Raw genomic sequence first — 23,090 nt, 5'->3', positions numbered from 1 at the left:
GGTATTACTCCTGTGGTTCACCGCCGGGCGGTGAGGCACATCACGGGGCTGTGGCCGCCCCGTATCGAGGCATGGCCGGACAGGGTTGTCCGGCCGGTCTAAGGCTCACCCTCACTCGTAGAGGTAGCAACGCACGAAGTGGTTGTCGGCAAGCTTGGTGATGGGGGGCAGCGCCTCCTTGCAGCGGGGCATTGCCTGATTGCAGCGCCCGGCAAAGGGGCAACCGCAGGACTCCGGCGTCCAGAGCGGGATCTCCCCCTTGCGGCCTCCTTCCAGCTCGGCGTGGATGCTCTTCTCCGGGTCGGGCACCGCCGAGATGAGCAGCTGGGTGTAGGGGTGCTGCGGGTGATGCAGGATCTCATCCACCTCGCCCCACTCCACCATGTGCCCCACATACATCACCGCCAGATCTTCCGCCACATAGCGGGCGGTGGCGATGTCGTGGGTGATGTAGAGCATGGAGACGCCGAGCTCATTCTTCATCTGCTCCATCAGGTTGAGGATGCCGATGCGAATGGAGACATCGAGCATGGAAGTCGGCTCGTCCGCCAGCACAACCTCCGCCTCCACTGCCAGATTGCGGGCGATGTTGACCCGCTGGCGCTGGCCGCCGGAGAGCTGGTGCGGATACTTGGCCGCCGTTGCTTTTGCGGGGGTGAGCCCCACCTTCTCCAACAGGGCGTAGACCATGTCGGGCAGCTCTTTTTTGTCGATCACCTTGCTGTGCAGCAGCAGGGGACGGGCGATGTGGTGATAGATGGTGTGGGTCGGGTTGAGCGAACCGAACGGATCTTGCCACACCATCTGCACGCTCTGGCGATAGTCCAGCAGGGCGGTGCCCTTGTTGAACTCCTCCAGATCGTGGCCGCGATAGAGGATGCGCCCGGCACTGAGCTTGTACATCTTGGCGATGATCTTGGCGATGGTGCTCTTGCCGGAGCCCGACTCCCCGACCACCGCCAGGGCGCGGCCCCGGTGCAGGTTGAAGGTGATGTCGGAGAGTGCCCGCATCTTGCCACTCTTGATGGCATTGGAGTTGATGGGGAAGTCCTTGTAGAGGTGCTGGACTTCGATGATGGGTGCATCGGTTTTGGCGATTTGCATGACAGACATCCTTAACAGCCAGCGGCCTTGTCCAGATAGATCACGGAATCTTGTTGCAGTCCCTGCTCCTCATAGAGGTGGCAGGCGGTCTGTTGCCCGGGGCGGATCTCGGCCAATCTGGTGTACTCCTGACGGCAGCGATCGTGCACCTTGCCGCAGCGGGCCTGAAAGCGGCAGCCGACCGGCACCTCCAGCAGGTTGAGCGGGGTGCCCGGGATCCCTTCCAGCACCTTCTTCGGCCCGTGCAGGGGCGGGAAGGAGTTGCCCAGCCCTCTGGTATAGGGGTGCAGCGGTGCGGTCAGGATCGCCTTGGAGGGAGCCACTTCGACCAGCTCACCGGCATACATGATGCCGATGCGATCGCAGAACTCCACCATCAGGGAGAGGTCGTGGGTGATGAACAGAATGGAGAAGTTGAACTTCTCTTTCAGGGCATAGACCTTCTGCAGGATCTCCCGCTGTACCACCACATCGAGCGCCGTGGTTGGCTCATCCATGATGAGCAGCTCGGGGTTGAGCGCCATGGCGATGGCAATCACCAGCCGCTGGCGCATGCCGCCGGAAAACTGGTGCGGGTAGTCCTTGAGCCGGCTCGGGTGGATATCGACGATGGTGAGCAGCTCCTGTGCGCGCTTGATCGCCTCGTAACGGGTCATGCCGGGGTTGTGGGCCAGCAGCACGTCGCAGAACTGCTCCTCCATCCGCAGTACAGGGTTCAGGGCGTTCATGGCGGACTGGAACACCACCGACACCTGTTGCCAGCGATAGGAGCGCAGCCGCTCGTCGTTGTAATGGAGGATGTTCTCCCCCTTGAACAGGATCTCGCCACCGCTGATGTAGGCGGGCGGCTTGTGCAGCCGGGCCACCGAGAAGGCGACGGTGGACTTGCCGCAGCCCGACTCACCGGCGAGACCGAAGATCTCGCCCTGTCTGATATCGAAGCTCACCGAGTTGACGGCGCGCACGTCGCCATTTTCGGTGATGTAGTCGACGCAAAGATTGCGTACTGACAGCAGGGGATGCTTGTTCATGCTGTCTTCTCCTGTGCGGCAGAGAGTGGTGTTGCGACCGGGGTGGCAAGTTTCTTCCAGCGGTTGAGCCCTTTGTGGGAGCGCAGCTGCGGGTTGGCAATCTCATCGATGGCGAAGTTGAGCAGGGCCAGACCGGCACCCAGAGTGGCGATGGCGAAGCAGGGGGCCAGGATCTCCCACCAGGCGCCGACCAGAATGGCACTGGAGGTCTGGGCGTTGTAGAGCATGATGCCCCAGCTCACCACGGTCGGGTCGCCGAGACCGAGGAACTCCAGGGTCGCTTCGGTGACGATGGCGTAGATGATGGAGCCGATGAAGCTCACCCCGATGATAGAGATGAGGTTGGGCAGGATCTCCACCAGAATGATGCGCCAGGCCGGCTCGCCCAGCACTTCGGCGGCGATGACGAACTCTTTTTCGCGCAGCGCCAGGGTCTGGGCGCGGATGACCCGCGCGCCATAGGCCCACGAGGTCAACCCTATTATCACGGCAATCACCGCCGGCGACGCCTCCCCGATAAAGCTCGCCAGCACCAGTAGCAAGGGGAGGTTGGGGATCACCAGCACCACGTTCATCAGGAAGGTGAGGCACTCATCCACCAGACCGCCGAAGTAACCGGCGGTGATGCCGATGGCGACGGCTAGGGTGCAGACCAGCAGGCCTGCGCTGAAGCCTACCAGCAGCGAGATACGGGCACCGTTGGTGAACTGGGCCCAGATATCGTGGCCCATGCGGGTTGAACCCATCACGAACTCGGCACTGGGCGGCTGGTGCGGGCGAGCCACCCGTTTGGTCGGCTCGTTGCTGGCCAGAATGGGGGCAAAGATGGCCATCAGTACGAAGGCAACCACGATGGCGAGGCCACAGGCAGCCTTCTTGTTGCCCAGCAGGATTTTGAGAATGGTCGGCATACGCATCTTATTTGCCTCCTGTACGCAGACGGGGATCCAGGAAGACGTAGAGCACGTCGGCCAGGAAGTTGAAGCTGAGCATGGTGATGGTCATGATGAGCAGCTGCCCCTGAATGAGCGGGTAGTCGCGGGCCAGAATGCCCTGATAGAGGGTCAGGCCCAGGCCGGGATAGTTGAAGATCACTTCGGTGATGAGGGAGCCACCGATGACGAAGCCGAGCGCCATGGAGAGGGCGGTGACGCTGGGCAGAATGGCGTTGCGGGCGCCGTAGTTGAAGATCACCCGGTTGCTGGAGAGCCCCTTGGCCTTGGCCATGGTGATGTAATCCTCGCCCAGCAGGTTGATCATGTTGTTGCGCATGGTGATGAGAAAGCCCCCCACCTGCACCACGGCCAGGGTCAGCACCGGCATGATGGCGTGGGTCATGATACTCTTGATGTGCTCCCAGCCCCAGTCAGCCTTGATCTCCGGGCTGTAGGCGTAGCCGATTGGCAGCCACTCGAGGCTGACCCCGAACAGGAACAGGGCGAGCAGGGAGACCACCACCGGCGGAATAGCCTGCATCACCAGGGTGAGCGGGGAGAGAATGCTGTCCATCCGGCCGCCGCGATACCAGGCGGCGAAGATGCCGACGATGGAACCGAGGGAGAAGCTCAGGATGGTGGAGGTGCCGACCAGAAACAGGGTCCAGCCGATAGCACGGCCCAGCACGTCAGAGACCTGCTGTGGGTAGAAGCGCACCGAGGTGCCGAGATCCCAGGTGAAGACACTCTTCACATAGGTAAGAAACTGGGTACCGATGGGGCCGTCGACAAAGCCGAAGGTGGCTTTGAGCGCTTCCAGGGCGGCGGGTTCCATCATGGCGCCAGCGCGGGCAAACATCACGGAGACAGGATCCCCTGGCATGGCACGGGGTAACAGGAAGTTGATGGTGGCGGCTACCAGAAAGGCAACCAGGTAGAAGGAAAAGCGTCTCAGTATGAATCCCATGATAGTACCTTTTACTGCAAGTCTGCCCCGCGTCGGGTATAGCTACCCCAACCCCGGCAAAGTCGGGCAAGAAGGGGATTAACGGGGAAGATGGCCCCCCGCAGGGGGCCGGGATTGTTTAGCTGTTTGGCTTGAGGGACAACACGTGCAGCAGACGCTCAGGGGTGTCCGGGTGGAGCTGAGGTTTGGCTACCGGGTTATCAGCACTGAACCAGCCGTTGAAGCGCTTGGTGCTGTACTCGTACCAGGTCGGGTTGTTGAAGACCGGAATGATGGTCTGGTTGGCACCAACACGATCCTGGATGGCGAACATGATCTCCTTCTGCTTGGCCGCATCGGCGGTCTGGGTGAAGTCATCGATCAGCTTGTCGAGCTCGGGGTCCTTGTAACGGGGCGCGGCGAAGCGGTTGCCACGGTCACCCATGTTGCGGGAGTGGAACGCGGTCTCGAAGTACTTGTGCGGGTTGGCACCGGCAAAGTAACCCTGCAGGGCGACGTCGAAGTCACCGGTGATCAGGTTCTCGGTCCAGACGGTCGCTTCTGGGGTGGCGGTCTTGGCGTTCAGGCCCAGCGCCTGCAGCCCTTCTACACCGATCTGTACTGTGTTGACCCAGTCGGTCCAGCCGTTCGGTACCAGTACCTTGAACTCGATCTTTTTGCAGCTCGGGGTGTCGAGGAACTTGTCGCCGTCACAATCCTTGTAGCCTGCCTCTTTCAGCAGGGCCTTGGCCCCTTCCAGATCGAACTTGTTGTACTTGCCGTACTTCTTGTCCACTTCCGGGTTGTTCCAGGAGTCAAAGGCTTTGCCCAGACCTGACGGGTATTCGTTGACGGTGGGGTAGCCGTAGCCCGCGATATCCACCATGGACTGGCGGTCCATCGCCATGGAGAAGGCGCGGCGGAAAGTGATGTCGTTGAAGGCTTCATGGTTGCCCGGGTTCTTGGTCTGGAAGTTGACGTTGAACGCCACGGTACCAGAGGCCGGGAACCAGTATTTGTTGTTCTTCGGATCGTTGCCGACGTAGAGGCGCTCGATATCCGGAACGAAGGAGCCGAACCAGTCGATGTCACCCTTCATGACAGCAGCCAGCACCTGATCGTTGGTGGCCATCTGCGGCATACGCAGACAGTCGATAGCGAGGTTGGCGTTATCCCAGTAGTGTGGGTTGCGGCACTGGGTATAGAGCTGGGCGGAGAAGTTGTCCACTTCGGTGAAGGGACCGGTACCAACCGGCTTGTCGTTGGTGAAGGCAACCGGATCTTTCACCGATTTCCACTGATGCTCCGGCACGATAGGTACCAGCACCAGATCATTCACCACGTTGGTGTTGACCTCGGTCAGGTCGAATTTGACCTTGTTGGGGGCCAGCTTCTCGACGCTCTTGATCTGGGTCCAGATTGAGCGCTCATCCAGCGCCTTGTTGGCCTTGACCAGATTGAAAGAGAAGATGATGTCATCGGCATCAAAGGCTTCGCCGTCAGACCACTTCACGCCGTCACGCAGATCGAAGGTGACGGATTTCAGGTCATCGCTGAACGCATAGTTGGTGGCCAGACGATAGACGGGTTTACCCCCTTGCATATCGTTGAAGATCACCAGCGGCTCATAGATGAAGTGACGGGTGGTGTGCAGCAAGCCCGCTTGCAGGAAGGGGTTGAAGTTCTTGACCCAGGCGGTTTCCTGCTGTGCGACCATGGTCAGCACGGTTTTGTTTTCTGCGGCCATGGCGTTACCGGCGGCACCGGCAAGCATCATGGTTCCCAGCATTACAGCGGTAGAGATTTTGGATACTTTGGCAAGCATATGTTTTCCTTTCTTATTTTTTGGCATTCCCGAGGGTTCGCCTTGTTTTGTGTGAGCACCGGTTTCGCATGCTGATGAAATCGGCCCTCTGTGTTGGTCAGGTGTCTAACCTTTGTCGTTCTGTTTTCCAACGCCCTAAGCAAACCAGAATTAACAGGAAAACAACAACTATTGATTTCGTTGTTTTCGTAAAAATTGACGGTGCTACGTCAATCTCGTCAAAATCGATTTTTATCTGTTTAAAATCATAACTTTGCGTTATTTGCTTTCGCGTAAAAAGTGGCTGTGAAAATGGCGTGTATGACAAATTTGTGAATTGGATCTGCTCTCGGTTTCGGGGTTGTGCGGGGCTTTTTTTGCATAAAAAGAAACCAGATTGCCAATTGTGATCCGGCGCCCGTTTAGGGCGCCGTGTCACAGCTTGCGGTTGGCGAGTTGACGCAGGGTCTGGGCGCTGTGCTGCAACTGCTGGCGCTGGTGGTCATTGAGCGGGCAGTGGCCCAGCACATACTCGGTGGTGGCCACGACCGTCTTCCAGCGTGGCGACTTGGGCAGGGTGTCCAGACTCAGGTATTTGTCGAGGGTGCGGGTCTGCGGGCTGGATCTGTCCATATAGACCCGCCACAGCTTGCTCTTCTCCGCCAGCACGATTTTGCCCTTGCCGGTCCCCTGCTGCCAGGCATCCAGGGTGAGCTGCATGGTCTCTACCAGCGCACGGCGCAGCGGCTCGTCATCCTGCTGGCGAATAAGGTCGTCGGCCAGCGAACGGAACTCGCCACCCAGGCGGCTCAACTCGCCCAGCAGCTGTTCATCTTCGATGATGGCTTGCCGCGAGAGGTTCTTGAGGGCGTTCTCCAGCGCCATTACCCGGTTCTCATCCTGACGCAGCTCGGTACTCAGAGTGAGGGCGAAAGCGGCCTGTCCTCCGAGCGCGATGGGCAGGGCACGGGCGTTGAGCACATCTTTTTGCCCGGCCACCAGAAACTCCAGATTGTGTTCCCGCTCGCTGGCAAGGTCGGGCCACTGCTGTTGCAGCGGGGTGGCGAGCCACTCATTGAGGGGCTGCCCCTCCATGGCTTCCGGCTCCTGCCCCAGCAGGCGTGCCAACACCCTGGAGGCAAACAGCACTGTGCCCTGCTCGTCGATAAAGATCATGGGGTCGGCCCCTTCGCCGAGCAGGGCCAGCAGCCGCTGCTGATCCTGATGCAGCCGATCCTGCAGGGTGAGGCGATGTTCGATCTCCTGCTTCAATAGCCGGTTCTCTACCAGCGAGGCGCGTCCGGCCTTGGCTTCCAGCAGTGCCTTGACCCGGGCAAACAGCTCCTCCTTGCAGAAGGGTTTGACCAGATAGTCGTTGGCTCCGGCACCAAAGCCCTCCTCGATATCCTTGGGTTGGTTAAGGGCGGTGAGCAGCAGCACCGGCAGCATATCTTTCGGGTGCTGCTGGCGCAGGCGGCGGCAGACGTCAAAACCGGAGAGGGTCGGCATCATCACATCGAGCAGGATGAGGTCCACCGGCTCCTCGGCCAGCTTGGCCAGCGCATCGTGGCCGTCACTGCTGGGCAGGATGCGGTAGCCGCAGGGCTGCAGCAGATGGCGCAGGATGTGCAGGTTGATGGGCTCGTCATCCACCACCAGAATGAGCGGAGCATCCTCGGGGGGAGGGGGCAGATCGTCGCTCTCCCAGTCCGGCAGGATCAGCGGTTGCTGGCGCACCAGCTGATGCTCGATCTGGCGGCTGTCGAGGGTCAGATTGGCCGCTTTGCCGGTGGCAAGGGGCAGGGTAAAGGCGAAGGTAGAGCCAACGCTCGGCTCACTCTCGACGAACAGCTCGCCCCCCATCAGGTGCACCAGCTGGCGGGTGATGGAGAGGCCAAGGCCGGCCCCCTGCTTGCTTACCTCCGGGCTCATCTGCACCAGTGGCTCGAAGATATGTTCCAGATGATCGGGGGCGATGCCGATGCCGGTGTCGGTGACCTTGATGCGCAGGAAGTTGTTCTCGACGATGGCGCTGAGCACCACCTTGCCCTGCGGCGTGTACTTGATGGCGTTGCCCACCAGGTTGTAGAGCACCTGCTCGAGCCGCTGCTCGTCGGCCAGCACCGGCGGCAGTTCGGCCGGGCTGATATCCACCAAAGTGAGGGGTTTGGCCTGCACCAGATGCTGGCAGAGATCCAGCACCAGCCGGATAACCCCTTTTGATGAGACGGGTTGTGAGTGGATCTCCAGCTGGCCGTAGCGCATCTGATGGTAGTCCAGCAGATCATCTACCAGACGGGCCAGACCGTCGGCGCTCTTGATGATGAGGCCGAGCTGCTTTTGCTGCCCTTCGGTCAAATCCTGCTGACTGGCGAGCATCGATTCCGCCATCCCCTTGATACCGTGAATGGGGGTGCGCAGCTCGTGGGAGGTGTTGGCCAGCAGTTCATCCTTGAGCTTGTCCGCCTGCTGCAGGCTGAGGTTCTGCTTGTGGGTCAGCTTGACCTGCTGTTGCAGCTCCTGGGTCTGCTGTTCGATCAGTTCGATCTTGTCCTTCACCGAGCGCTGCATATGGCGAAACGCCTCGGCCAGCCGGTCGATATCATCACCGGTGCGCTCGATGGCGATGGGGTGATCCAGCGCGCCGTCGGCCACCTGCTCGGCCGCTTCGGTCAGGGAGCGCAGTGGCGCCGTGATTGAGTGGGAGAGCCAGCGGGAGAAGAGGATCAGCAGCAGTACCGAACCCGCACCCAGCACAATCACCAGGGTTTCCAGCTGGCGGATCGGGGCATAGGCTTCCCTGGTGGAGATCTCGGCAATAAAGGCCCACTCGGTATCGAACACCTTCACCTGGGTGTAGGCGGCCAGCACCTCGTCATCCTGATAGGAGTGGAACAGCCCGACCCCCTGCTCGCCGGAGAGCGTCTTGGTGATGAGGGGGGTTTGCAGCGGCCGGAAGTTAGGGCTGAAGCTGTTCTCGACGCTGAACTCCGGTGCCAGCCAGGCATCGGCGCGCATCCGCTTGTCAGGGCCGATCAGGATGGTCTCGCCGGTCTCGCCCAGCCCCTCCCGCTCCGCCATGATCTGGTTGAGCTTGTCCGGCAGCAGCTCGAAAATCACCACCCCGCGCACATAGTCGTATTGCATCACGGGGGCCGCCATGTAGGCGACCACCTGCCCGGTCAGCTCGTTGCGGCCAAAATCGGTGAATTCGAAGATCTGCTGCGGCTTCTGGCCGCCATCAAGGCGGCGTTTGATCTTGGCAAAGGTCTGGCCCAAGCCACTGCCCTGATAAGGTCCGGAGAGCAGATTGGTGGCAAAGTTAGGGTGCTTGGTGACCGAATAGACCACATCACCGTTGAGGTCCACCAGAAAGATGTCGCTGTAGTTGGACTTGCGCACCATGTCGGCATAGCCGCGATGAAAACGCTGGTGTACCCGGCCATACATCTCGTCGGCGAGGATAAGCGCCGTGATGGAGGGTTCGATCTCTACTTGGCTGTCCGGTTTGCGCAGTTGATCCCAGGAGCCGGGCAGATAGCGGGCCTGAGCACGGCTGCGGGCCTCCTGCGGTGTGGTGCCCAGCTTCTCGAAGGCGCCGGTAAAGCCATAGAAACGGCCGATACTGTTGCCGGCGAAATCCTGCTGGGAGAAGTTGATGATCTGCTCTTTGAGGTTGTTGAAGTAATCCTCGAGCTGACTCTTCTTGATATTACGGACGGAGACCAGATGGTTGGAGGTCTGGGTGGTGAGATCCTTGCCGTGGCTGTATAGGAAGAAGAGGGTGATGACCAAAAAGGGCACCATGCCCAACATGAAAAAAGCCAGCATTAACTGCGGCCTGAGCCCACGAAGCGTGAAGATCCATTTCATCTTGTGATTTTCAATTGAGAATCCGGTTATTAAGCCGCTCAAGTCTCGAACGAAAGCGTAATCATTTCAACGACTTTATCCCAAATTCGCTTGGTGGGTCACAGCTGGCTGGAGAAAAATGCAGCAAGGCGTTTAAACCCTGAGCAAACAGTCTGCATCAGGGTTTTAATTGCGAAAAAGGGGTTGTGCTGGCGCTCGTGGTACGTATAATGCGCCTCGTTGTCAGGCAACTGGCACGAAAGCAGTAACGCGGGAATAGCTCAGTTGGTAGAGCACGACCTTGCCAAGGTCGGGGTCGCGAGTTCGAGTCTCGTTTCCCGCTCCAATTTTCCATCACACCAACGATGGAACTCACTTTCAAGACAATCAGTCTTGTCAGCATGGCGCGTTAGCAAAGCGGTTATGCAGCGGATTGCAAATCCGTTTAGTCCGGTTCGACTCCGGAACGTGCCTCCATATTCTCTCTGTTTATCTCAATCATCACTCTTCGAGTCTGAGCCTTGGTCAGTATCCTTGCTGTACCAGTAACTGTTCGCAGCCAGCCTGTTTCCACTCGCGCTCGAGATAGTGGCTCACATCCGCCATGTTTTGCCCCCGATATTGAAACTGCACCTCGGCACTGTGCTGGTTGAGATCCGCAATCCGTTGCTTCAGTGTGCCGCATTGCCACAGGCTGACGGTGGGCACGCCCCGTTCTGCCAGCACGATGGCATCCTCCCGATTCAGTTGCCACTCCTCCAGTTGTGCCCGTGTCAGGGCAACCATCAGCACCAGCAGTGCCACTTCCGGCAGTTTCATGCGTGTCTCCCTACTGCATGTTTTTCCCCTGATAACTGTGGCAAAGCGCACGATTTTCGCAAGTTTGTTAACTGTTGGTTAATGACGTAACCCGTTTTCAGTATTTCCCGTTTTTCACCATTTTTTTATAAAAAAATGCGTTGGTGATGTAGTAATCCTACATGGAGTGGGGTAATCTTTGCTCAGTGGTCTTACCAGTAAGGAGTTACATCATGTTTCATCCCTTTTCCCTGACTCAGATTATTCTTCGTCGCATTTATGTATTGCTGGTGGGCATTCTGGCTTTCCCCGTGATGCTGTTTCGCAGCGATCGTGCCCGCTTCTACAGCTATCTGCACCGGATCTGGAATAAAACCAGCACCAAACCGGTGTGGCTCAAAATGAGCGAGCGTGGCGAGCGGATCTTCTACTAAACCCCATTCGCACCATGTGCAAAAAGAGACAGCCAAAGCTGTCTCTTTTTCTATCTGCTTGCCGCAACTCCTGGCTCCCAACACCACTCCGATTGTTTATTTATTGTTTCTTTAAAGTTGCATCCAGCCCTGCCTGTTGGCGGGGTTTTTTTATGTCTGACGCATCTTTTTTGATGGAAGCTGTGAAGAAGATTAACGGGATGAAAGCACCATATGGCACTTTCCTCGTTCATTAATGGGTGGTCGTCGAGAAATTTTCAATGATGAAATAGCTGTTTAAAATCAATTAATTGAGTGTTTGTATTTGGGTTTTTTAACTCTTTTTGTGTTTTTTTTGAAAGGGAATATCCCGTTTGCCGGTTCTATTGCAGGTACCCGGTTGCGACAAATCGGGGATATCAGCAACATCCAACGACATCAAAAGGAACATGAACATGAATGTTAAAAAAAGCACTGCTATCGCCTCCGCCATGACCGGTCTGCTGGCGCTGGGCGCCCAATTTATCGCGGCACCAGCAATGGCTGCTGATGAAAAGGAGAAGTGCTACGGCGTGGTCAAGGCCAGCAAAAATGACTGTGCGACCAAGAGCAGCTCCTGCGCCGGTACTGCCAAGGAAGATGCTCAGGGTGATGCCTTTGTGGTGATGCCCAAAGGGCTGTGCGAGAAGCTGGTCGGCGGTTCGCTGCAACCCAAGTAAGAGACATCGGGCAGGGGATGGCCAATGGGTCGCCCCCTGCATCTTCTCTGGTTGGCGAAAGCGAGTCTTGCGATGAACCCTTTGATTGGTATCGGATTACGCACTCCCCATTACGACGAGATCCGGCAAACCCTGCCGGCAGCCGGTTGGCTGGAGGTGCATAGTGAAAATTACTTCGAACGGCACAGCCAGGGTTTTCAGGTGCTCGCCGAACTGGCGCAACACTACCCCGTCAGTCTTCACGGCGTTGGCATGTCCCTTGGTTCTGCCGACCCGCTCGATCCGCACCATCTGCAGCAGTTGTCGACACTGGCCGCGGCGATCAAACCGGTACGGATCTCCGAACATCTCAGCTGGGGCAGCATTGGCGGGCGTTACTTCAACGATCTGCTGCCGGTGCCCTATACCCGAGCCTCCCTGCGCAACATGAGCGACAAGATCCAGCAGGTACAACAGACTCTGGGTTGCCGCATGCTGATTGAAAATCCCTCCTCTTATCTGCAACTGGCCGGAGAGATGAGCGAGTGGGAATTTCTGGCCGAGCTGCAGCAGCGCAGCGGGTGCGGCATCCTGCTCGACCTCAACAATCTCTATGTCAGTGCCTTCAATCACGGTTTCTCTTGCGATGAGTATCTGGCGGCGATCGATCTCGCCACCGTCGGGGAGATCCATCTGGCCGGTTATACCGAGAAGCTGCTGTCGGAAGGTTCCCTCTATATCGATACCCACAGCGCCCCTGTGGTGGAGCCGGTCTGGGAACTCTATCGCCAGATCTGCCGCAAGCAGGCCATTCCCACCCTGATTGAGTGGGATCTCGAGATCCCGCCGCTGCCGGTCTTGCTGGCAGAGGCGGCGCAGGCCAGCGCCATTCTGGATGAGGCGTGCGCCATGAGTGCACCACGGGAGGTGGCCCATGGCTGAACTGGCACAGTTGCAACAGCACTTTGCCGAGGGTCTGCTGGGGGCGCCTGACGCCATTTCCCCTCACATCAGCTCCCGGCTCTTTTCTGCCGAGTCTGTGCTGCAGGTCTATCGCAACCACTTCATCCTGAGCCTTGGAGAGGTGCTGGCGATCAGTTATCCCGCCGTTAAGGCTATGGTCGGGGATGACTTTTTTGCAGCGGCGGCCCGTGGCTTCGTATTGGCCGAGCCGCTCAGGGAAGGGAGCGTCATGCACTATGGCGTCGGATTTGGCCAATGGCTGGCCCGCTTGCCAACTACAACCGGACTGCCCTGGCTGGAGGCGCTGGCTCAGTTCGAATGGCAGCTTGAGCGTGCCAGTCTGCTGCCGCTGGAATCACGCTGCTGGCCAGCCGAGCGTCTGGCCGCATTATCGCCGCAACAATGGGAGCGGCTGCGACTCTTGCCAGCCACTGATCTGCTGCTGGTTGCCAGCGATTATCCGGTGCTGGCCCTGTGGCAGATGGCGCTGCACGGTGGAGAAGCGGTGGAGGTGCTTGATGCCCCCGTCTGGTTGGCATTGAAGAAACAGCCGGATTGCCGGGTTGCCCCCTTGCCCCTGACGGCTGGTGAGTGGGCGCTGCTACAGGGATGTCTCGCTGGTACGGCGCTGGTCGATCTGCTTGCGGCCGACCCTGCGGCCAGTGAACATCTCACTCGCCTGATAACCCTTGGTCTGCTGGTGGATATGGAGATAATGCCATGATGGCAAACAAATGGCTGGCGCTGGCCAGCTCAAGTGGTGATTTGCCGCGCTGGAGCAGCGCAGGTGTGCTGTTGCTGGCGCGGCTGTGGGTCGCCTCGGTTTTTATCACTTCAGGCTGGCTCAAGCTGACGGCGTGGGATTCCACCCTCTATCTGTTTGAATCCGAGTATCAGGTGCCCCTGCTGCCCTGGTTGTGGGCTGCTTATCTGGGTACGGCGACCGAGCTGCTGTTGCCGCTCTTCCTGCTGGCGGGGCTTTTTACTCGCCCGGCCGCCTTGCTGCTGTTTGGCTTCAATATCATGGCGGTGATCTCCTACCCGACCCTCTGGGCGGGTGGCTTTTACGATCACCAGCTGTGGGGCTGGATGCTGCTGACCCTGACCATCTGGGGCGGCGGTGTGCTGAGCCTGGATCACTGGCTGACACGTCGCAACCATTGATTTATCAGTGATTTTCCCAATGACAAAGAGCGCCACAAGGCGCTCTTTGTCATAATGACGTCCGGCGAAATTTCCCATGAGAGAAAAGGAGCAGCCAATGATTATTCGTCAGGCAAGGACCGCAGATATTCCCGCACTGGTGGCGCTGCGCATGGAGCTGTTTTGTGAGGTCGGTGAGCTGGTGACGCCGCAGGCAGACCCGGCCTTGTGGCAGGCCACCCTTGACTACTTTACCCGGGCGATGAGTGAAGAGAGTGCTTTATCCTGGCTGGCTGAGGCCGATACGCAGGAGGGCGGCAAACAGATCGTGGCGGCAGGGACGCTGGCATTATTTGAACGGCCGCCCTATCCCGGCAATCTGGCGGGAGTGGAGGGGTACCTGCTCAACATGTATACGCGGCCACAATGGCGCCAGCAGGGGATCGCCACGGCGCTGCTCGATGCCATAACGGCCTTCGCCAGATCGCGTCAGCTGGGCAAGGTGTGGCTCCATGCCAGCGAGCAGGGGCGCCCTCTCTATGAGCGGATCGGCTTTGTCGCCAATCCGGCCTATCTGGAGTGGCAACCGGCGGTGGAATAAGGGTTTCAGCTCTGCATGAGTGGCGTTTGGTCGGTGAATTTGATTTACAGCAATAAATATGGCGTCAGATGGGATCGCGGCAACGCCGCCAACTATGCTGATGGAGCACGCCACCATTATCTTATTGATCCACTGCGTGGTTTGGCTATGGTGGGTGCCAGTCTGGAGGATACGTTTCGATGTTCAATAGCAAACTGAAAGCCGAGTTGCAGCAGTGCCAGGATCAACTTCTGGAACAGCAGGGATTTTTTGACGCAGTGCACGGCAGCGTGGCGACCATCACCTTTACGCCGGATGGCACTGTGCTGGCCGCCAATGATCTCTTTCTCAACGTGGTGGGCTTCAGTGCGCCCGAGGTTATCGGCCAGCATCACCGTATCTTTTGCGACAAGCTCTATGCCCAGAGCAGCGACTATCAGCAGTTTTGGGCGGACCTGAAGCAGGGGCGCTCCCGTACCGGGGTGTTCCAGCGCTTCAACAAACGGGGCGAGGCGATCTGGCTGGAAGCGACCTATTTTCCGGTCAAGTTGCGGGGCGTGGTGACCAAGGTGATCAAGATCGCGGCCGATATTACCGAGCACCACCTGCAACTGCTCAGCCAGCAGGCGGTGGTGACGGCGCTGGATCGGTCGCTGGCGGTCATCGAGTTCACCCCCGGCGGGGAGGTGATTGCTGCCAATGGCAATTTCCTCCATACCATGGGCTATACCCTGGCTCAGGTGCAGGGCAAGCATCACCGTATCTTCTGCGACGCTCAGTTCTATCGAGACCAGCCTCACTTCTGGGATGAGCTGGGCCGTGGTCAGTTCAAGTCCGGTCTCTTCTGTCGTCAGAACAGTCACGGTAGCAAGGTGTGGCTGGAGGCGACCTACAACCCGATCCTTGATGAGCATCGCAAGGTGGTGAAGGTGATCAAGTTCGCTAGCGACATCACCGAGCGGATCAACAAGAGCGATGCGGTGCGGGAAGCGGCCATGTTGGCCCACGATGCGGCCCGGGAGACCCTGAACTGCGCCGAGCGTGGCGCGGGTCTGCTATCCTCGGTGGTCGATACATCCAGCCTGATTGCCAGCCAGCTGACTCACAGCATCGGCCTTATCAATCAGCTCAACGAGCAGTCGCGCAGTATCGAGGCGATCGTCTCCACTATCAGCAGCATCGCCGACCAGACCAATCTGCTGGCCCTCAACGCGGCCATCGAAGCAGCCCGGGCCGGGGATCAGGGTCGTGGGTTTGCGGTGGTGGCCGACGAGGTTCGCCAGCTGGCGGCCCGAACTTCCCTCTCTACCGACGAGATCGCCAAGGTGGTACAGAACAACCGGGAGCTGACCGCCAAGGTCACCTCCGAGATGTCCGACGTCGCCAGCAGCGCTGAGCTGGGCAAGCAGCAGGTGGGCGAGGTGAATGAGGTGATGAGCGACATCCGCCGGGAGGCGAACAACGTCTCCAGCACCGTCTCTGATCTGGCCATTTGAACCCCCTGACTTCCTGTCATGCCGGGGCATTGACTCATATTTGAGCAGTCAGTGCCCCAATCTGAACCCCTCCTGTATCGTCCCGCCATTGTGAATTGTCCTCTTCTGGCCCCTTGATTAGGCTTGCCGCCTCATTTATTTCAGAGCAGGAACAGAACACGATGGCATTACAACAGAAGGGGCGGGCAATGGCCCTGCTGGTTATGGTCGCGAGCATGGGTCTGGGCGGCTGTATGGGGCAGATGGGGCTTTCCGGCATGGTCACCAAGGGCAACCTGAGCGTGGTGGATAATCGCTACGCTCGTGCCGGGGTCTTTATGCTGCTCTCCCCTGTCTACGGTCTGGCCGCGACCGCTGACCTGTTTGTGTTCAATACCATCGAGTTCTGGTCTGGCAAAAACCCCATCACCGGCAAATCTCCGGCAGTGGTGGACATGAAAGCCGATCCGGTAATCAAGGTGAACCAGCATCTGGATCCGGCCCTCAAGACGGTGCCGTTGGCTATGCTGCCACAAGGGGTGCGCGAGGTGGAGATCAGCTACCCGGACGAGCATACCGCCCAGATGGAGGTGCACTATCTGGATGGCCGCCGCAGCATGATGCGTGGCGAGAAGCGTGGCGAGTTGATGGATATCTACTTCGATGGCCGCTTTGTCTCTACTCTGAGCCGTCCGGAGCTGGAAGAGCGGGCGAATCAGGGCAAGGCTGCTGCCTAAATTCAACTGAATCCAGATCGATCCAGCTTCAGATGGGGTATACCTAATCTGCTGGCAAAATCGCCATGATGTCTAAGGGAGTAGACTATGACGGTGAATGGATTGCGATTGGCGGAGTTGATTGGTTCCCTCAGTCATGCGCTCGATATGACCGAGGGGCAACCAAGAGGACACTGCATTCGCTGCTGCTGGATAGGTTCCCGTCTGGGGGAGCGGCTGGGACTGGACGCCCGGCTGCGCCATGATCTCTACTACACACTCCTGCTTAAGGATCTTGGGTGCAGCAGCAATGCCGCCCGCATCTGCGAGCTCTATCTTACCGACGATCTTCACTTCAAACGCGATTTCAAACTGGTGGATGGCTCCCTCTCCGAGGTAGTCAACTTTGTGCTGGGCCACACCGGCTTGCAGGCGGATCTGCTGGGACGTTTTCGCAGCCTGTTTCATATCTTTCGCAACGGCGACCAGATTGCCAACGAACTGATCCAGACCCGCTGTCATCGGGGGGCGGATATCGCTCGCCAGTTGCGTTTCAGTGACGAGGTGGCTGATGGCATTCTCTCCCTCGATGAACACTGGAATGGCAAAGGTCGGCCCCTGCAACTGGCTGGCGAGGCGATCCCGCTCTTCTCCCGCATTGCCCTGCTCTGTCAGGTGGTGGATGTGTTTCACGCAGCCGCAGGCCCAGATGCGGCGCTCAAGGAGCTGCGCGAGCGCAGCGGCAGCTGGTTTGATCCGGCGCTGGTTCGCGAATTTGAAGCGCTGGCCGACGAGGAGTTCTGGCAAGGGCTGGCCGATCCCCGACTGACCGAGTGGGTGCTGGTCCACCCGGCCGGGCAGGGGGAGGTGGCGCTGGATGAGGATTATCTGGACGAAATCGCGGCGGCCTTCGGGCAGGTGGTGGACTCCAAAAGTCCCTACACCGCGGGTCACAGCGGCAGGGTGGCGCTCTATACCGACATTCTTGCCACCCAGATGGGGTTGTCCGAGCCGCGTCGACGCTGGCTCAAGCGGGGTGCCCTGCTCCATGATGTGGGCAAGCTCGGGGTGAGCAACGCCATTCTCGACAAGCCGGGCAAGCTCGATGCGCAGGAGTGGGCGGCGGTGCAGATGCATGCCGCCTACACCGAGGAGATCCTGAGCCGTATCGGCGCCTTCGAGGAACTGGCACAAGTGGCGGGCGCCCACCATGAGCGGCTCGATGGCAAGGGCTACCCAAAGGGGCTGAAAGGGAACGAGATTACCCTTGAGACGCGCATCATCACCACAGCCGACATCTTCGATGCCATCACCGCCAAGCGCCCCTATCGCGGCGCCATCCCTGTGCCGCAGGCGTTGGAGATGATGGCGGAGAATCTGGACACCGCGATAGACCCCGACTGTTTTGCCGCCCAGCAGGCGGGTATTCAGGATTTCTCCCTCTACCTCACCACCGAGCAGCCGCTGGCCAATGCCAGTTAAGATTTGCTGCCTTCATGGCCCAAATGGCCAGTCAGACAGCAAAACGCCCCGCAACTGCGGGGCGTTTTGCATTGGGTCTAGTCCGGCTGCTTGCGATGGGGCGGGGTGAGGATCAGCCCCAGCAGGCGGCGCAGGTGGGTGAGCTGCTCGGTCAGCTGGACGTTGAGCCAGAGGTAACCATTGATGGCTGCCTCTGCGTTGGGCGGCAGCGATACCTGGGTTGCTACCTCGTGCAGGCGGGCGATGGCGGCATCCGCGCCACGCCCGTCACCGGTTTGCATCATCAGGGCAAGCTGGTTGATCGCCTCCTCGGTGGCCAGATGGCAGGCTTGCAGCGCAGCCGTGCTCTGCATTAGGAAGTGGCTCTCCCGATCGTTCCAGTAGGTGTTGGCCAGCATCTCAAGAGTGCAGAGGGTGTTGCGCATGGTGACCTGCACCGCATCAAACAGGGCGACGCTGTGGCGCGTCTCCTTGGCCGCCGGTGCCAGCAGGGCCCGCAGTTTGCCGGTCTGTGCCAACAGCTGGGAGAGATTGTGCTTGAGGCGCGGGCGCTCCAGCACATTGGGGGAGAGGTGAGTGTGATAGAGCCGCCCCGACTGCTGCAGGATCTGGTGCAGTTGCAGCCGCCAGTGGCTGTAGGCCCGCTGGGGATAGATGCTGCAAAAGAGCAGCGCCAGCAGGGAGCCCAGTATCACGTCGGCACTGCGCCACAGCGCCGTCTCTATATCCCCCGGCATGGCCCCCATGGTAACCCCCAGGGTGATACCGATCAGCAGCCCCACATAGGGGCGCTTGCCGAGGGCCAGATAGCCGCAGAGGAACATTATGCAGCCGCACCAGATCAGGGTAAGCGGTAGCGAGTAGATCTCGAGATAGAGCGCCACGACCCCGCAACTGGCGCCGAAGATGGTGCCCACCACCCGCTGCAGGGCACGGGAGAGTACATTGCCCCAGAACGAGATGGGGCCCATCACCACCACCAAGGTTATCAGCGGCCAGGTGCTCTCCGGCAGTTTCAGCTCGCGGGTCAGCAGAAAGGTGAGCATAAAAGCGAGCGCAATGCGCAGGCCATGGACGATTCGGTAGCGGCCATAGACCAGCAGATCGAGTCGGGAGAGGGGGGCATCAAGACGCACGGTCTGCCTCCTGTCAGGTGGGTGACGGGGTGCCGTGCATCCGGCCGACGCCCCGTCGGGATTTAGGCCAGTCGTCCCTGCAGGGGGTGGATCCAGACCCGCTCGCCAACGGCGATCCCGGGTTGATCCGGTACGATTTCAATCAGGCAGTTGGCATCGGCCATAGAGCTCAGAATACCCGAGCCCTGTGGCCCCGTGGTGCGTACCCGCAGCTGGCCGTTACGGTCCTGATGGAAGATACCGCGCAGAAACTCGGTGCGCCCCGGGCGGCTCTTCATCTTCTCGTCTGCCAGTGCCGAGAGGCGCAGCGGCTGCCACCGCTTGCCTTGCAAGCGGGCGATGGCTGGCTCGACAAATTGCAGGAAGCAGACCATGGCAGCCACCGGATTCCCCGGCAGGCCGAAGAAGGGGGTCTGCCCCAGCTTGCCAAAGGCGAGCGGGCGACCCGGCCGCATCTGGATGCGCCAGAAATCGAGCTGGCCGAGCTCTGCCAGCACCAGCTTGATAAAGTCGGCGTTGCCTACCGAGACCCCGCCGGAGCTCAGCACCAGATCGGCGCTGGCGGCGGCCTGCTCCAGCTGCTGGCGCAGAATGGTCTTGTCATCGGGAATGATGTCAAGGTCCATCACCTCGCAACCGGCGGCGCGGATAAGGGCCATCAGGGTGAAGCGATTGCTGTCGAAGATGTGGCCGGGGGCGAGCTGCTCGCCCGGCGCCTGCACCTCGTCGCCAGTACTGAACAGCGCCACTTTCAGCGGGGTGCGCACCGTGAGACTGGCTTGACCGAGTGATGCCGCCAGCCCCAGCTGGGGGGCTGCGAGTCGGGTACCAGCCGGGATGGCGACCGCACCTTTGGCCAGATCTTCACCGGCCTGACGCACGTTCTGCCCTGCGCGAACGGGGGCGGTGACCGTGACCCACTCACCCTCAATATGGGTCTCTTCCCGCATCACCACGGTATCGACACCGGGGGGGAGCGGGGCGCCGGTCATGATCTGCACCGCCTGACCGGCCAGCACCGGCTCATGGCGCTGCTGGCCCGCCAGCACTTCACCCACCAGTTGCCAGCGACCGGTGGCGAGATCGTCGCTGCGCAGGCCAATGCCGTCCATCGCCGAGTTGGCGTGGGGCGGCACATTGATGGGGCTTATCAGATCGGCGGCCAGCACGGCGCCGTGGCACTGGGCCAGCGGTTTGTCGCTGCAGGCCGTGCTCGGGGTGAGGGCCGCCAGAATGGCATTGCGGGCCGCCTCGACCGAGAGAAAGCCCTTGCCCGCCTCCGGCTCCTTGCTCTGGCAGCCGTCAAGCCAGCGGCAGACGAAGTCGGCGATAGCCGCCAGATCGTTGATATCGAGTCGGGGCAGGCTTGTCTGCTGTTGTTCGCCACTCTGTGGGGGCTGATCGCTGGCCAGCGCTATGATGTCGCTGTCTTCGGGGAAGAGCAGCGGCTTGCCAATCTCGGCGCGGTGCAGCTCGATTTTCGGGAAGTGTTCGTGCTTGAACCCCTCGACCAAGAGCAAATCGAGCTCTGTCTGATCGAAGCTGGCCAGCAGCTGGCGAAAATCGGCTTCGGCCAGTTCCGTTTCGCCGTGCGTTGTTTCAGTAATGCGAGCATGACGACGGCGGGAGGCAACCATCATCTGCTGGGCACCCGCCTTGCGCAGGCGATAGCTGTCTTTGCCCGGCTGGTCGATATCAAAGTCGTGGTGGGCATGTTTGAGCACCCCGATGCGCAGGCCACGATCCACCAGCAGGGGGATCAACTGCTCCAGCAAGGTGGTCTTGCCGGTGCCGCTCCAGGCGGCGAAGCCGAGCAGGGGAAGAGTGGGGGCCGGGGTCATGAGGTGACTCCTTGTTGGGGGTCGATAGCCGGGGCAAGCAGACGGGCCTCGTAGGCGGCCAGCTCGGCAGGGCTGTTGAGATTGATAAAGGCATCCGGCTGATCGGCAAAGCTCACCACCACCATGTTGTGGCGGGCAAACCAGATATCGATTTTGCGCTCTCCCTCTGCCAGTGCGGCGGTGAGGGAGGGGAGCAGGGATTTGTGCAGCAGGGCGACCACGGGTTGCAACCAGTCGCCGTCGTGGGCCACTACCAGCTCGGTCTGTGGGGTCAGGGCGGCGCGAAAGCGGCTCATCAGATCCAGCGGCAGGGCGGGGCCGTCGCAGGGGACAAACAGCACCCAGTCATGACGGGCGGCGGCAAGACCTGCCTGCATGCCCGCCAGCGGGCCGAGATAGTCGTTGTTGTCATCGCTGATGACCGGGGCCAGCGCCTGATAGCGGGCCTGACTGCGGTTGGCGTTGATCAGCACCTCATCCACCTGGGGGCGCAGGCGCGCCAAAACATGGTCGATAAGAGGGCGTCCCGCCAGTGCTACCCATCCCTTGTCTTCGCCCCCCATGCGGGTGGCGCGGCCTCCTGCCAGGATCACTGCTGATACGGCAACGGGATCAGAGTGGCTGTCGCTTTTTGAAGTCATGTCGCTCGATGATTTTTAAAGGGGTCGTCTCTTGCAGCTGGCCACGGGCGAGGGTCCATTGCCGCTCGCACAGGGAGGTCAATGCGTTGCTCTGGTGGCTGATGACGACCAGGCCGCTGCCATGTTCCCGCAGATCTTGCGCCAATGCGGCCATCAGGGCAACCGAATGTGTGTCGAGATTGGCGGTGGGCTCATCCATCAGCAGAAAGGCAGGTTGCAGCGCCCAGGCGCGTGCCATCGCCAGCCGTTGCCGTTCGCCACCCGAGAGAATGCTGATGTGCTCCCGTGCCAGCCCCTCCAGCTCGACCCGGCGCAGCGCCTCGAACACCCGGATCTCGCTGCCGAGCTGTTTATCGAGCGCCCAAGCCACGTTGTCGTGCACCGTGCGATCGAACAGATAGGGGGTCTGGTGCAGATAGGTAACCCTGCCCGGCCCCAGATCCCGCTTGAGCAGCCGGTTGAGCCGTTGTTGCCAGCGCCCCGGCAGATTGGTGTGGCCGCGGGTGGGGGCCAGCAGCCCCGCCAGGATCTTGAGCAAGGTGGTCTTGCCCACCCCGTTGGCTCCGTGCAGCCAGATGGCATCCCCCGGTGCGATGGCGAGCCGGTCAATCTCGAACAGCTGGCGCTCGCCAAAGCGCATCGTTAGCTGGTGGGCGGTCAGGGCCATGGGGTACTCCTGTTGATACACAGTGGGGGCATGGTCAGTTCTTCAGATAGCTGTGGCCGCGACAGGCGGTCAGCAGCAGGTTGAGCAACAGGGCGAGGGTGAGCAGCACTATGCCGAGGGCCACCCCCTGGGTGAAGGCCCCTTTCTGGGTCTCCAGCGCGATGGCGGTGGGGATATTGCGGGTGAAGTGCAGGATATTGCCCCCCACCATCATGGAGCAGCCCACCTCGGTGACGATGCGGCTGAAGGCGCCGATGATGGCGGCCAGCAGGCCAAAGCGGCACTCGTGCATCAGGCCGATCAGCGCCTTGGGCCAGGAGACCCCCAGGGTCAGGGCGGTCTCCCAGGCGCGCCGGTCACTCTGGACAAACGCCGCGTGAGCCATGGTGGCGATCACCGGGAAGGCGATCAGCATCTGCCCCACCACCATCGCCTGCTGGGTAAAGAGCAGCTTCCAGTCGCCAAAGGGGCCAGCCCGCGACAGCAGCATGTAGAGCAAGAGGCCAATCACCACGGTCGGCACCGATTGCAGGGTATTGATGCAGGAGAGCCAGAGCCAGCGGCCGGGCAGCGGCAGATAGGCCAGGGCAAAGCCCAGCAGCAAGGCGGGCAGCAGCACCAGCAGCAGGGCGATGCAGGAGACGGAGAAGGAGACCCCCACCACCTGCCACAGTTCAGTGTCACCACTGAACAGCAGGGCGAGGGCAGCCAGCGTGGTATCGATCAAGGTAGGCATGACGCCTCTCTCTCATCGTGCAGGGCGAGGGCCGTCAATACGGTCGTGTCGATCAGAGTCTGCATCAGGCGACTCCCTCAGCGAACCGGGGGAGGGCCATCAACCTCATCGCAGGGGTCAGGGTTGCCA

General features: G+C 60.2%; 21 protein-coding genes and 2 tRNA genes. 11 read left to right on the top strand and 12 right to left on the bottom strand.

The genetic code is table 11. The features are described 5' to 3' along the window. Nucleotides 1-111 precede the first annotated feature (111 nt). The 6 genes from AB5Y71_RS06685 to AB5Y71_RS06660 form a co-directional block, all read right to left on the bottom strand. On the bottom strand, nt 112-1,104 hold the full coding sequence (locus AB5Y71_RS06685) for an ABC transporter ATP-binding protein (protein WP_005353824.1): 993 nt from the start codon (nt 1,102-1,104) through the stop codon (nt 112-114). An 11-nt stretch (nt 1,105-1,115) separates the two neighbouring features. Continuing rightward, complete coding sequence (locus AB5Y71_RS06680; protein WP_005334876.1) at nt 1,116-2,135, bottom strand: ABC transporter ATP-binding protein; 1,020 nt, start codon at nt 2,133-2,135, stop codon at nt 1,116-1,118. After that, a complete protein-coding gene (locus AB5Y71_RS06675) occupies nt 2,132-3,052 on the bottom strand; it encodes an ABC transporter permease (protein WP_201994502.1) in 921 nt (306 codons plus the stop codon). Before AB5Y71_RS06675 ends, AB5Y71_RS06680 begins: the two co-directional genes overlap by 4 nt. A 1-nt stretch (nt 3,053) precedes the next feature. Continuing rightward, entirely contained in the window at nt 3,054-4,037 is a 984-nt protein-coding gene (locus AB5Y71_RS06670) for an ABC transporter permease (RefSeq protein ID WP_005334871.1), read from the bottom strand. A 118-nt stretch (nt 4,038-4,155) separates the two neighbouring features. Continuing rightward, on the bottom strand, nt 4,156-5,841 hold the full coding sequence (locus AB5Y71_RS06665) for an ABC transporter substrate-binding protein (RefSeq protein WP_368171253.1): 1,686 nt from the start codon (nt 5,839-5,841) through the stop codon (nt 4,156-4,158). Between the two features lie 414 nt (nt 5,842-6,255). Further along, complete coding sequence (locus AB5Y71_RS06660) at nt 6,256-9,693, bottom strand: ATP-binding protein (protein ID WP_368171252.1); 3,438 nt, start codon at nt 9,691-9,693, stop codon at nt 6,256-6,258. A 249-nt stretch (nt 9,694-9,942) separates the two neighbouring features. Between AB5Y71_RS06660 and AB5Y71_RS06655 the strand changes: the two genes are divergently transcribed. Both AB5Y71_RS06655 and AB5Y71_RS06650 read left to right on the top strand, forming a co-directional pair. After that, a tRNA-Gly gene (locus AB5Y71_RS06655) sits at nt 9,943-10,018 on the top strand. 57 nt (nt 10,019-10,075) lie between these two features. Beyond that, nucleotides 10,076-10,149 (top strand) — tRNA-Cys (locus AB5Y71_RS06650). A gap of 48 nt (nt 10,150-10,197) precedes the next feature. On the opposite strand, the gene AB5Y71_RS06645 is transcribed toward AB5Y71_RS06650, so the two are convergent. Then, nucleotides 10,198-10,491, bottom strand: a complete 294-nt coding sequence (locus tag AB5Y71_RS06645) for a hypothetical protein (RefSeq protein WP_005347702.1) — start codon at nt 10,489-10,491, stop codon at nt 10,198-10,200. A 212-nt stretch (nt 10,492-10,703) separates the two neighbouring features. Between AB5Y71_RS06645 and AB5Y71_RS06640 the strand changes: the two genes are divergently transcribed. The 9 genes from AB5Y71_RS06640 to AB5Y71_RS06600 all read left to right on the top strand — a co-directional run bounded on the left by AB5Y71_RS06640 (nt 10,704) and on the right by AB5Y71_RS06600 (nt 17,940). Beyond that, complete coding sequence (locus tag AB5Y71_RS06640) at nt 10,704-10,904, top strand: YbfA family protein (protein ID WP_005334863.1); 201 nt, start codon at nt 10,704-10,706, stop codon at nt 10,902-10,904. Nucleotides 10,905-11,338: 434 nt separating this feature from the next. Continuing rightward, nucleotides 11,339-11,602 (top strand): DUF2282 domain-containing protein, encoded by a 264-nt coding sequence (locus AB5Y71_RS06635; protein ID WP_005334862.1) that lies wholly within the window; start codon nt 11,339-11,341, stop codon nt 11,600-11,602. 72 nt (nt 11,603-11,674) lie between these two features. After that, the gene (locus AB5Y71_RS06630) at nt 11,675-12,523 is read left to right on the top strand and encodes a DUF692 domain-containing protein (protein WP_368171251.1); all 849 of its coding nucleotides are present in this window, start codon (nt 11,675-11,677) and stop codon (nt 12,521-12,523) included. Continuing rightward, nucleotides 12,516-13,268 carry a DNA-binding domain-containing protein gene (locus tag AB5Y71_RS06625; RefSeq protein ID WP_019446718.1) on the top strand — a complete coding sequence of 251 codons (753 nt, stop codon included), beginning with the start codon at nt 12,516-12,518 and terminating at the stop codon, nt 13,266-13,268. Before AB5Y71_RS06630 ends, AB5Y71_RS06625 begins: the two co-directional genes overlap by 8 nt. Then, nucleotides 13,265-13,708, top strand: a complete 444-nt coding sequence (locus AB5Y71_RS06620; protein WP_139460458.1) for a DoxX family protein — start codon at nt 13,265-13,267, stop codon at nt 13,706-13,708. Before AB5Y71_RS06625 ends, AB5Y71_RS06620 begins: the two co-directional genes overlap by 4 nt. Before the next feature lie 97 nt (nt 13,709-13,805). After that, entirely contained in the window at nt 13,806-14,288 is a 483-nt protein-coding gene (locus AB5Y71_RS06615) for a GNAT family N-acetyltransferase (RefSeq protein WP_201933121.1), read from the top strand. 179 nt (nt 14,289-14,467) lie between these two features. Next, nucleotides 14,468-15,763 (top strand): methyl-accepting chemotaxis protein, encoded by a 1,296-nt coding sequence (locus AB5Y71_RS06610; RefSeq protein ID WP_368171250.1) that lies wholly within the window; start codon nt 14,468-14,470, stop codon nt 15,761-15,763. Between the two features lie 161 nt (nt 15,764-15,924). Then, nucleotides 15,925-16,479 (top strand): DUF3332 domain-containing protein, encoded by a 555-nt coding sequence (locus AB5Y71_RS06605; protein ID WP_368171249.1) that lies wholly within the window; start codon nt 15,925-15,927, stop codon nt 16,477-16,479. 87 nt (nt 16,480-16,566) lie between these two features. After that, a complete protein-coding gene (locus tag AB5Y71_RS06600; RefSeq protein ID WP_368171248.1) occupies nt 16,567-17,940 on the top strand; it encodes an HD-GYP domain-containing protein in 1,374 nt (457 codons plus the stop codon). A 77-nt stretch (nt 17,941-18,017) separates the two neighbouring features. Here the strand turns inward: AB5Y71_RS06600 and AB5Y71_RS06595 are convergent, their stop codons facing one another. The 5 genes from AB5Y71_RS06595 to AB5Y71_RS06575 all read right to left on the bottom strand — a co-directional run bounded on the left by AB5Y71_RS06595 (nt 18,018) and on the right by AB5Y71_RS06575 (nt 22,961). Further along, nucleotides 18,018-19,076: an FUSC family protein gene (locus AB5Y71_RS06595; protein WP_042054492.1), complete on the bottom strand. Its 1,059-nt coding sequence runs from the start codon at nt 19,074-19,076 to the stop codon at nt 18,018-18,020. Nucleotides 19,077-19,138: 62 nt separating this feature from the next. Next, complete coding sequence (locus AB5Y71_RS06590) at nt 19,139-20,917, bottom strand: bifunctional molybdopterin-guanine dinucleotide biosynthesis adaptor protein MobB/molybdopterin molybdotransferase MoeA (RefSeq protein WP_368171247.1); 1,779 nt, start codon at nt 20,915-20,917, stop codon at nt 19,139-19,141. After that, nucleotides 20,914-21,558, bottom strand: coding sequence for a molybdenum cofactor guanylyltransferase MobA (gene mobA / locus AB5Y71_RS06585; RefSeq protein WP_245098841.1), 645 nt, complete (start codon nt 21,556-21,558; stop codon nt 20,914-20,916). The genes AB5Y71_RS06590 and mobA overlap by 4 nt, the downstream gene beginning before the upstream one ends. Next, nucleotides 21,530-22,225, bottom strand: coding sequence for an energy-coupling factor ABC transporter ATP-binding protein (locus AB5Y71_RS06580; RefSeq protein ID WP_019446237.1), 696 nt, complete (start codon nt 22,223-22,225; stop codon nt 21,530-21,532). Before AB5Y71_RS06580 ends, mobA begins: the two co-directional genes overlap by 29 nt. A 34-nt stretch (nt 22,226-22,259) precedes the next feature. Then, nucleotides 22,260-22,961, bottom strand: coding sequence for an ABC transporter permease (locus AB5Y71_RS06575; protein ID WP_019446238.1), 702 nt, complete (start codon nt 22,959-22,961; stop codon nt 22,260-22,262). Nucleotides 22,962-23,090: the final 129 nt, after the last annotated feature.

This window comes from Aeromonas sp. R9-2, assembly GCF_040908025.1.
Lineage (GTDB): Bacteria > Pseudomonadota > Gammaproteobacteria > Enterobacterales > Aeromonadaceae > Aeromonas > Aeromonas veronii.
This window is presented reverse-complemented; position numbering and strand designations above follow the sequence as displayed.

Coding starts and splice junctions, on each gene's coding strand:
- AB5Y71_RS06685 (WP_005353824.1), bottom strand. CDS start 1,104: ATGCAAATCGCCAAAACCGATGCACCCATCATCGAAGTCCAGCACCTC.
- AB5Y71_RS06680 (WP_005334876.1), bottom strand. CDS start 2,135: ATGAACAAGCATCCCCTGCTGTCAGTACGCAATCTTTGCGTCGACTAC.
- AB5Y71_RS06675 (WP_201994502.1), bottom strand. CDS start 3,052: ATGCGTATGCCGACCATTCTCAAAATCCTGCTGGGCAACAAGAAGGCT.
- AB5Y71_RS06670 (WP_005334871.1), bottom strand. CDS start 4,037: ATGGGATTCATACTGAGACGCTTTTCCTTCTACCTGGTTGCCTTTCTG.
- AB5Y71_RS06665 (WP_368171253.1), bottom strand. CDS start 5,841: ATGCTTGCCAAAGTATCCAAAATCTCTACCGCTGTAATGCTGGGAACC.
- AB5Y71_RS06660 (WP_368171252.1), bottom strand. CDS start 9,693: ATGAAATGGATCTTCACGCTTCGTGGGCTCAGGCCGCAGTTAATGCTG.
- AB5Y71_RS06645 (WP_005347702.1), bottom strand. CDS start 10,491: ATGAAACTGCCGGAAGTGGCACTGCTGGTGCTGATGGTTGCCCTGACA.
- AB5Y71_RS06640 (WP_005334863.1), top strand. CDS start 10,704: ATGTTTCATCCCTTTTCCCTGACTCAGATTATTCTTCGTCGCATTTAT.
- AB5Y71_RS06635 (WP_005334862.1), top strand. CDS start 11,339: ATGAATGTTAAAAAAAGCACTGCTATCGCCTCCGCCATGACCGGTCTG.
- AB5Y71_RS06630 (WP_368171251.1), top strand. CDS start 11,675: ATGAACCCTTTGATTGGTATCGGATTACGCACTCCCCATTACGACGAG.
- AB5Y71_RS06625 (WP_019446718.1), top strand. CDS start 12,516: ATGGCTGAACTGGCACAGTTGCAACAGCACTTTGCCGAGGGTCTGCTG.
- AB5Y71_RS06620 (WP_139460458.1), top strand. CDS start 13,265: ATGATGGCAAACAAATGGCTGGCGCTGGCCAGCTCAAGTGGTGATTTG.
- AB5Y71_RS06615 (WP_201933121.1), top strand. CDS start 13,806: ATGATTATTCGTCAGGCAAGGACCGCAGATATTCCCGCACTGGTGGCG.
- AB5Y71_RS06610 (WP_368171250.1), top strand. CDS start 14,468: ATGTTCAATAGCAAACTGAAAGCCGAGTTGCAGCAGTGCCAGGATCAA.
- AB5Y71_RS06605 (WP_368171249.1), top strand. CDS start 15,925: ATGGCATTACAACAGAAGGGGCGGGCAATGGCCCTGCTGGTTATGGTC.
- AB5Y71_RS06600 (WP_368171248.1), top strand. CDS start 16,567: ATGACGGTGAATGGATTGCGATTGGCGGAGTTGATTGGTTCCCTCAGT.
- AB5Y71_RS06590 (WP_368171247.1), bottom strand. CDS start 20,917: ATGACCCCGGCCCCCACTCTTCCCCTGCTCGGCTTCGCCGCCTGGAGC.
- mobA (WP_245098841.1), bottom strand. CDS start 21,558: ATGACTTCAAAAAGCGACAGCCACTCTGATCCCGTTGCCGTATCAGCA.
- AB5Y71_RS06580 (WP_019446237.1), bottom strand. CDS start 22,225: ATGGCCCTGACCGCCCACCAGCTAACGATGCGCTTTGGCGAGCGCCAG.
- AB5Y71_RS06575 (WP_019446238.1), bottom strand. CDS start 22,961: ATGCCTACCTTGATCGATACCACGCTGGCTGCCCTCGCCCTGCTGTTC.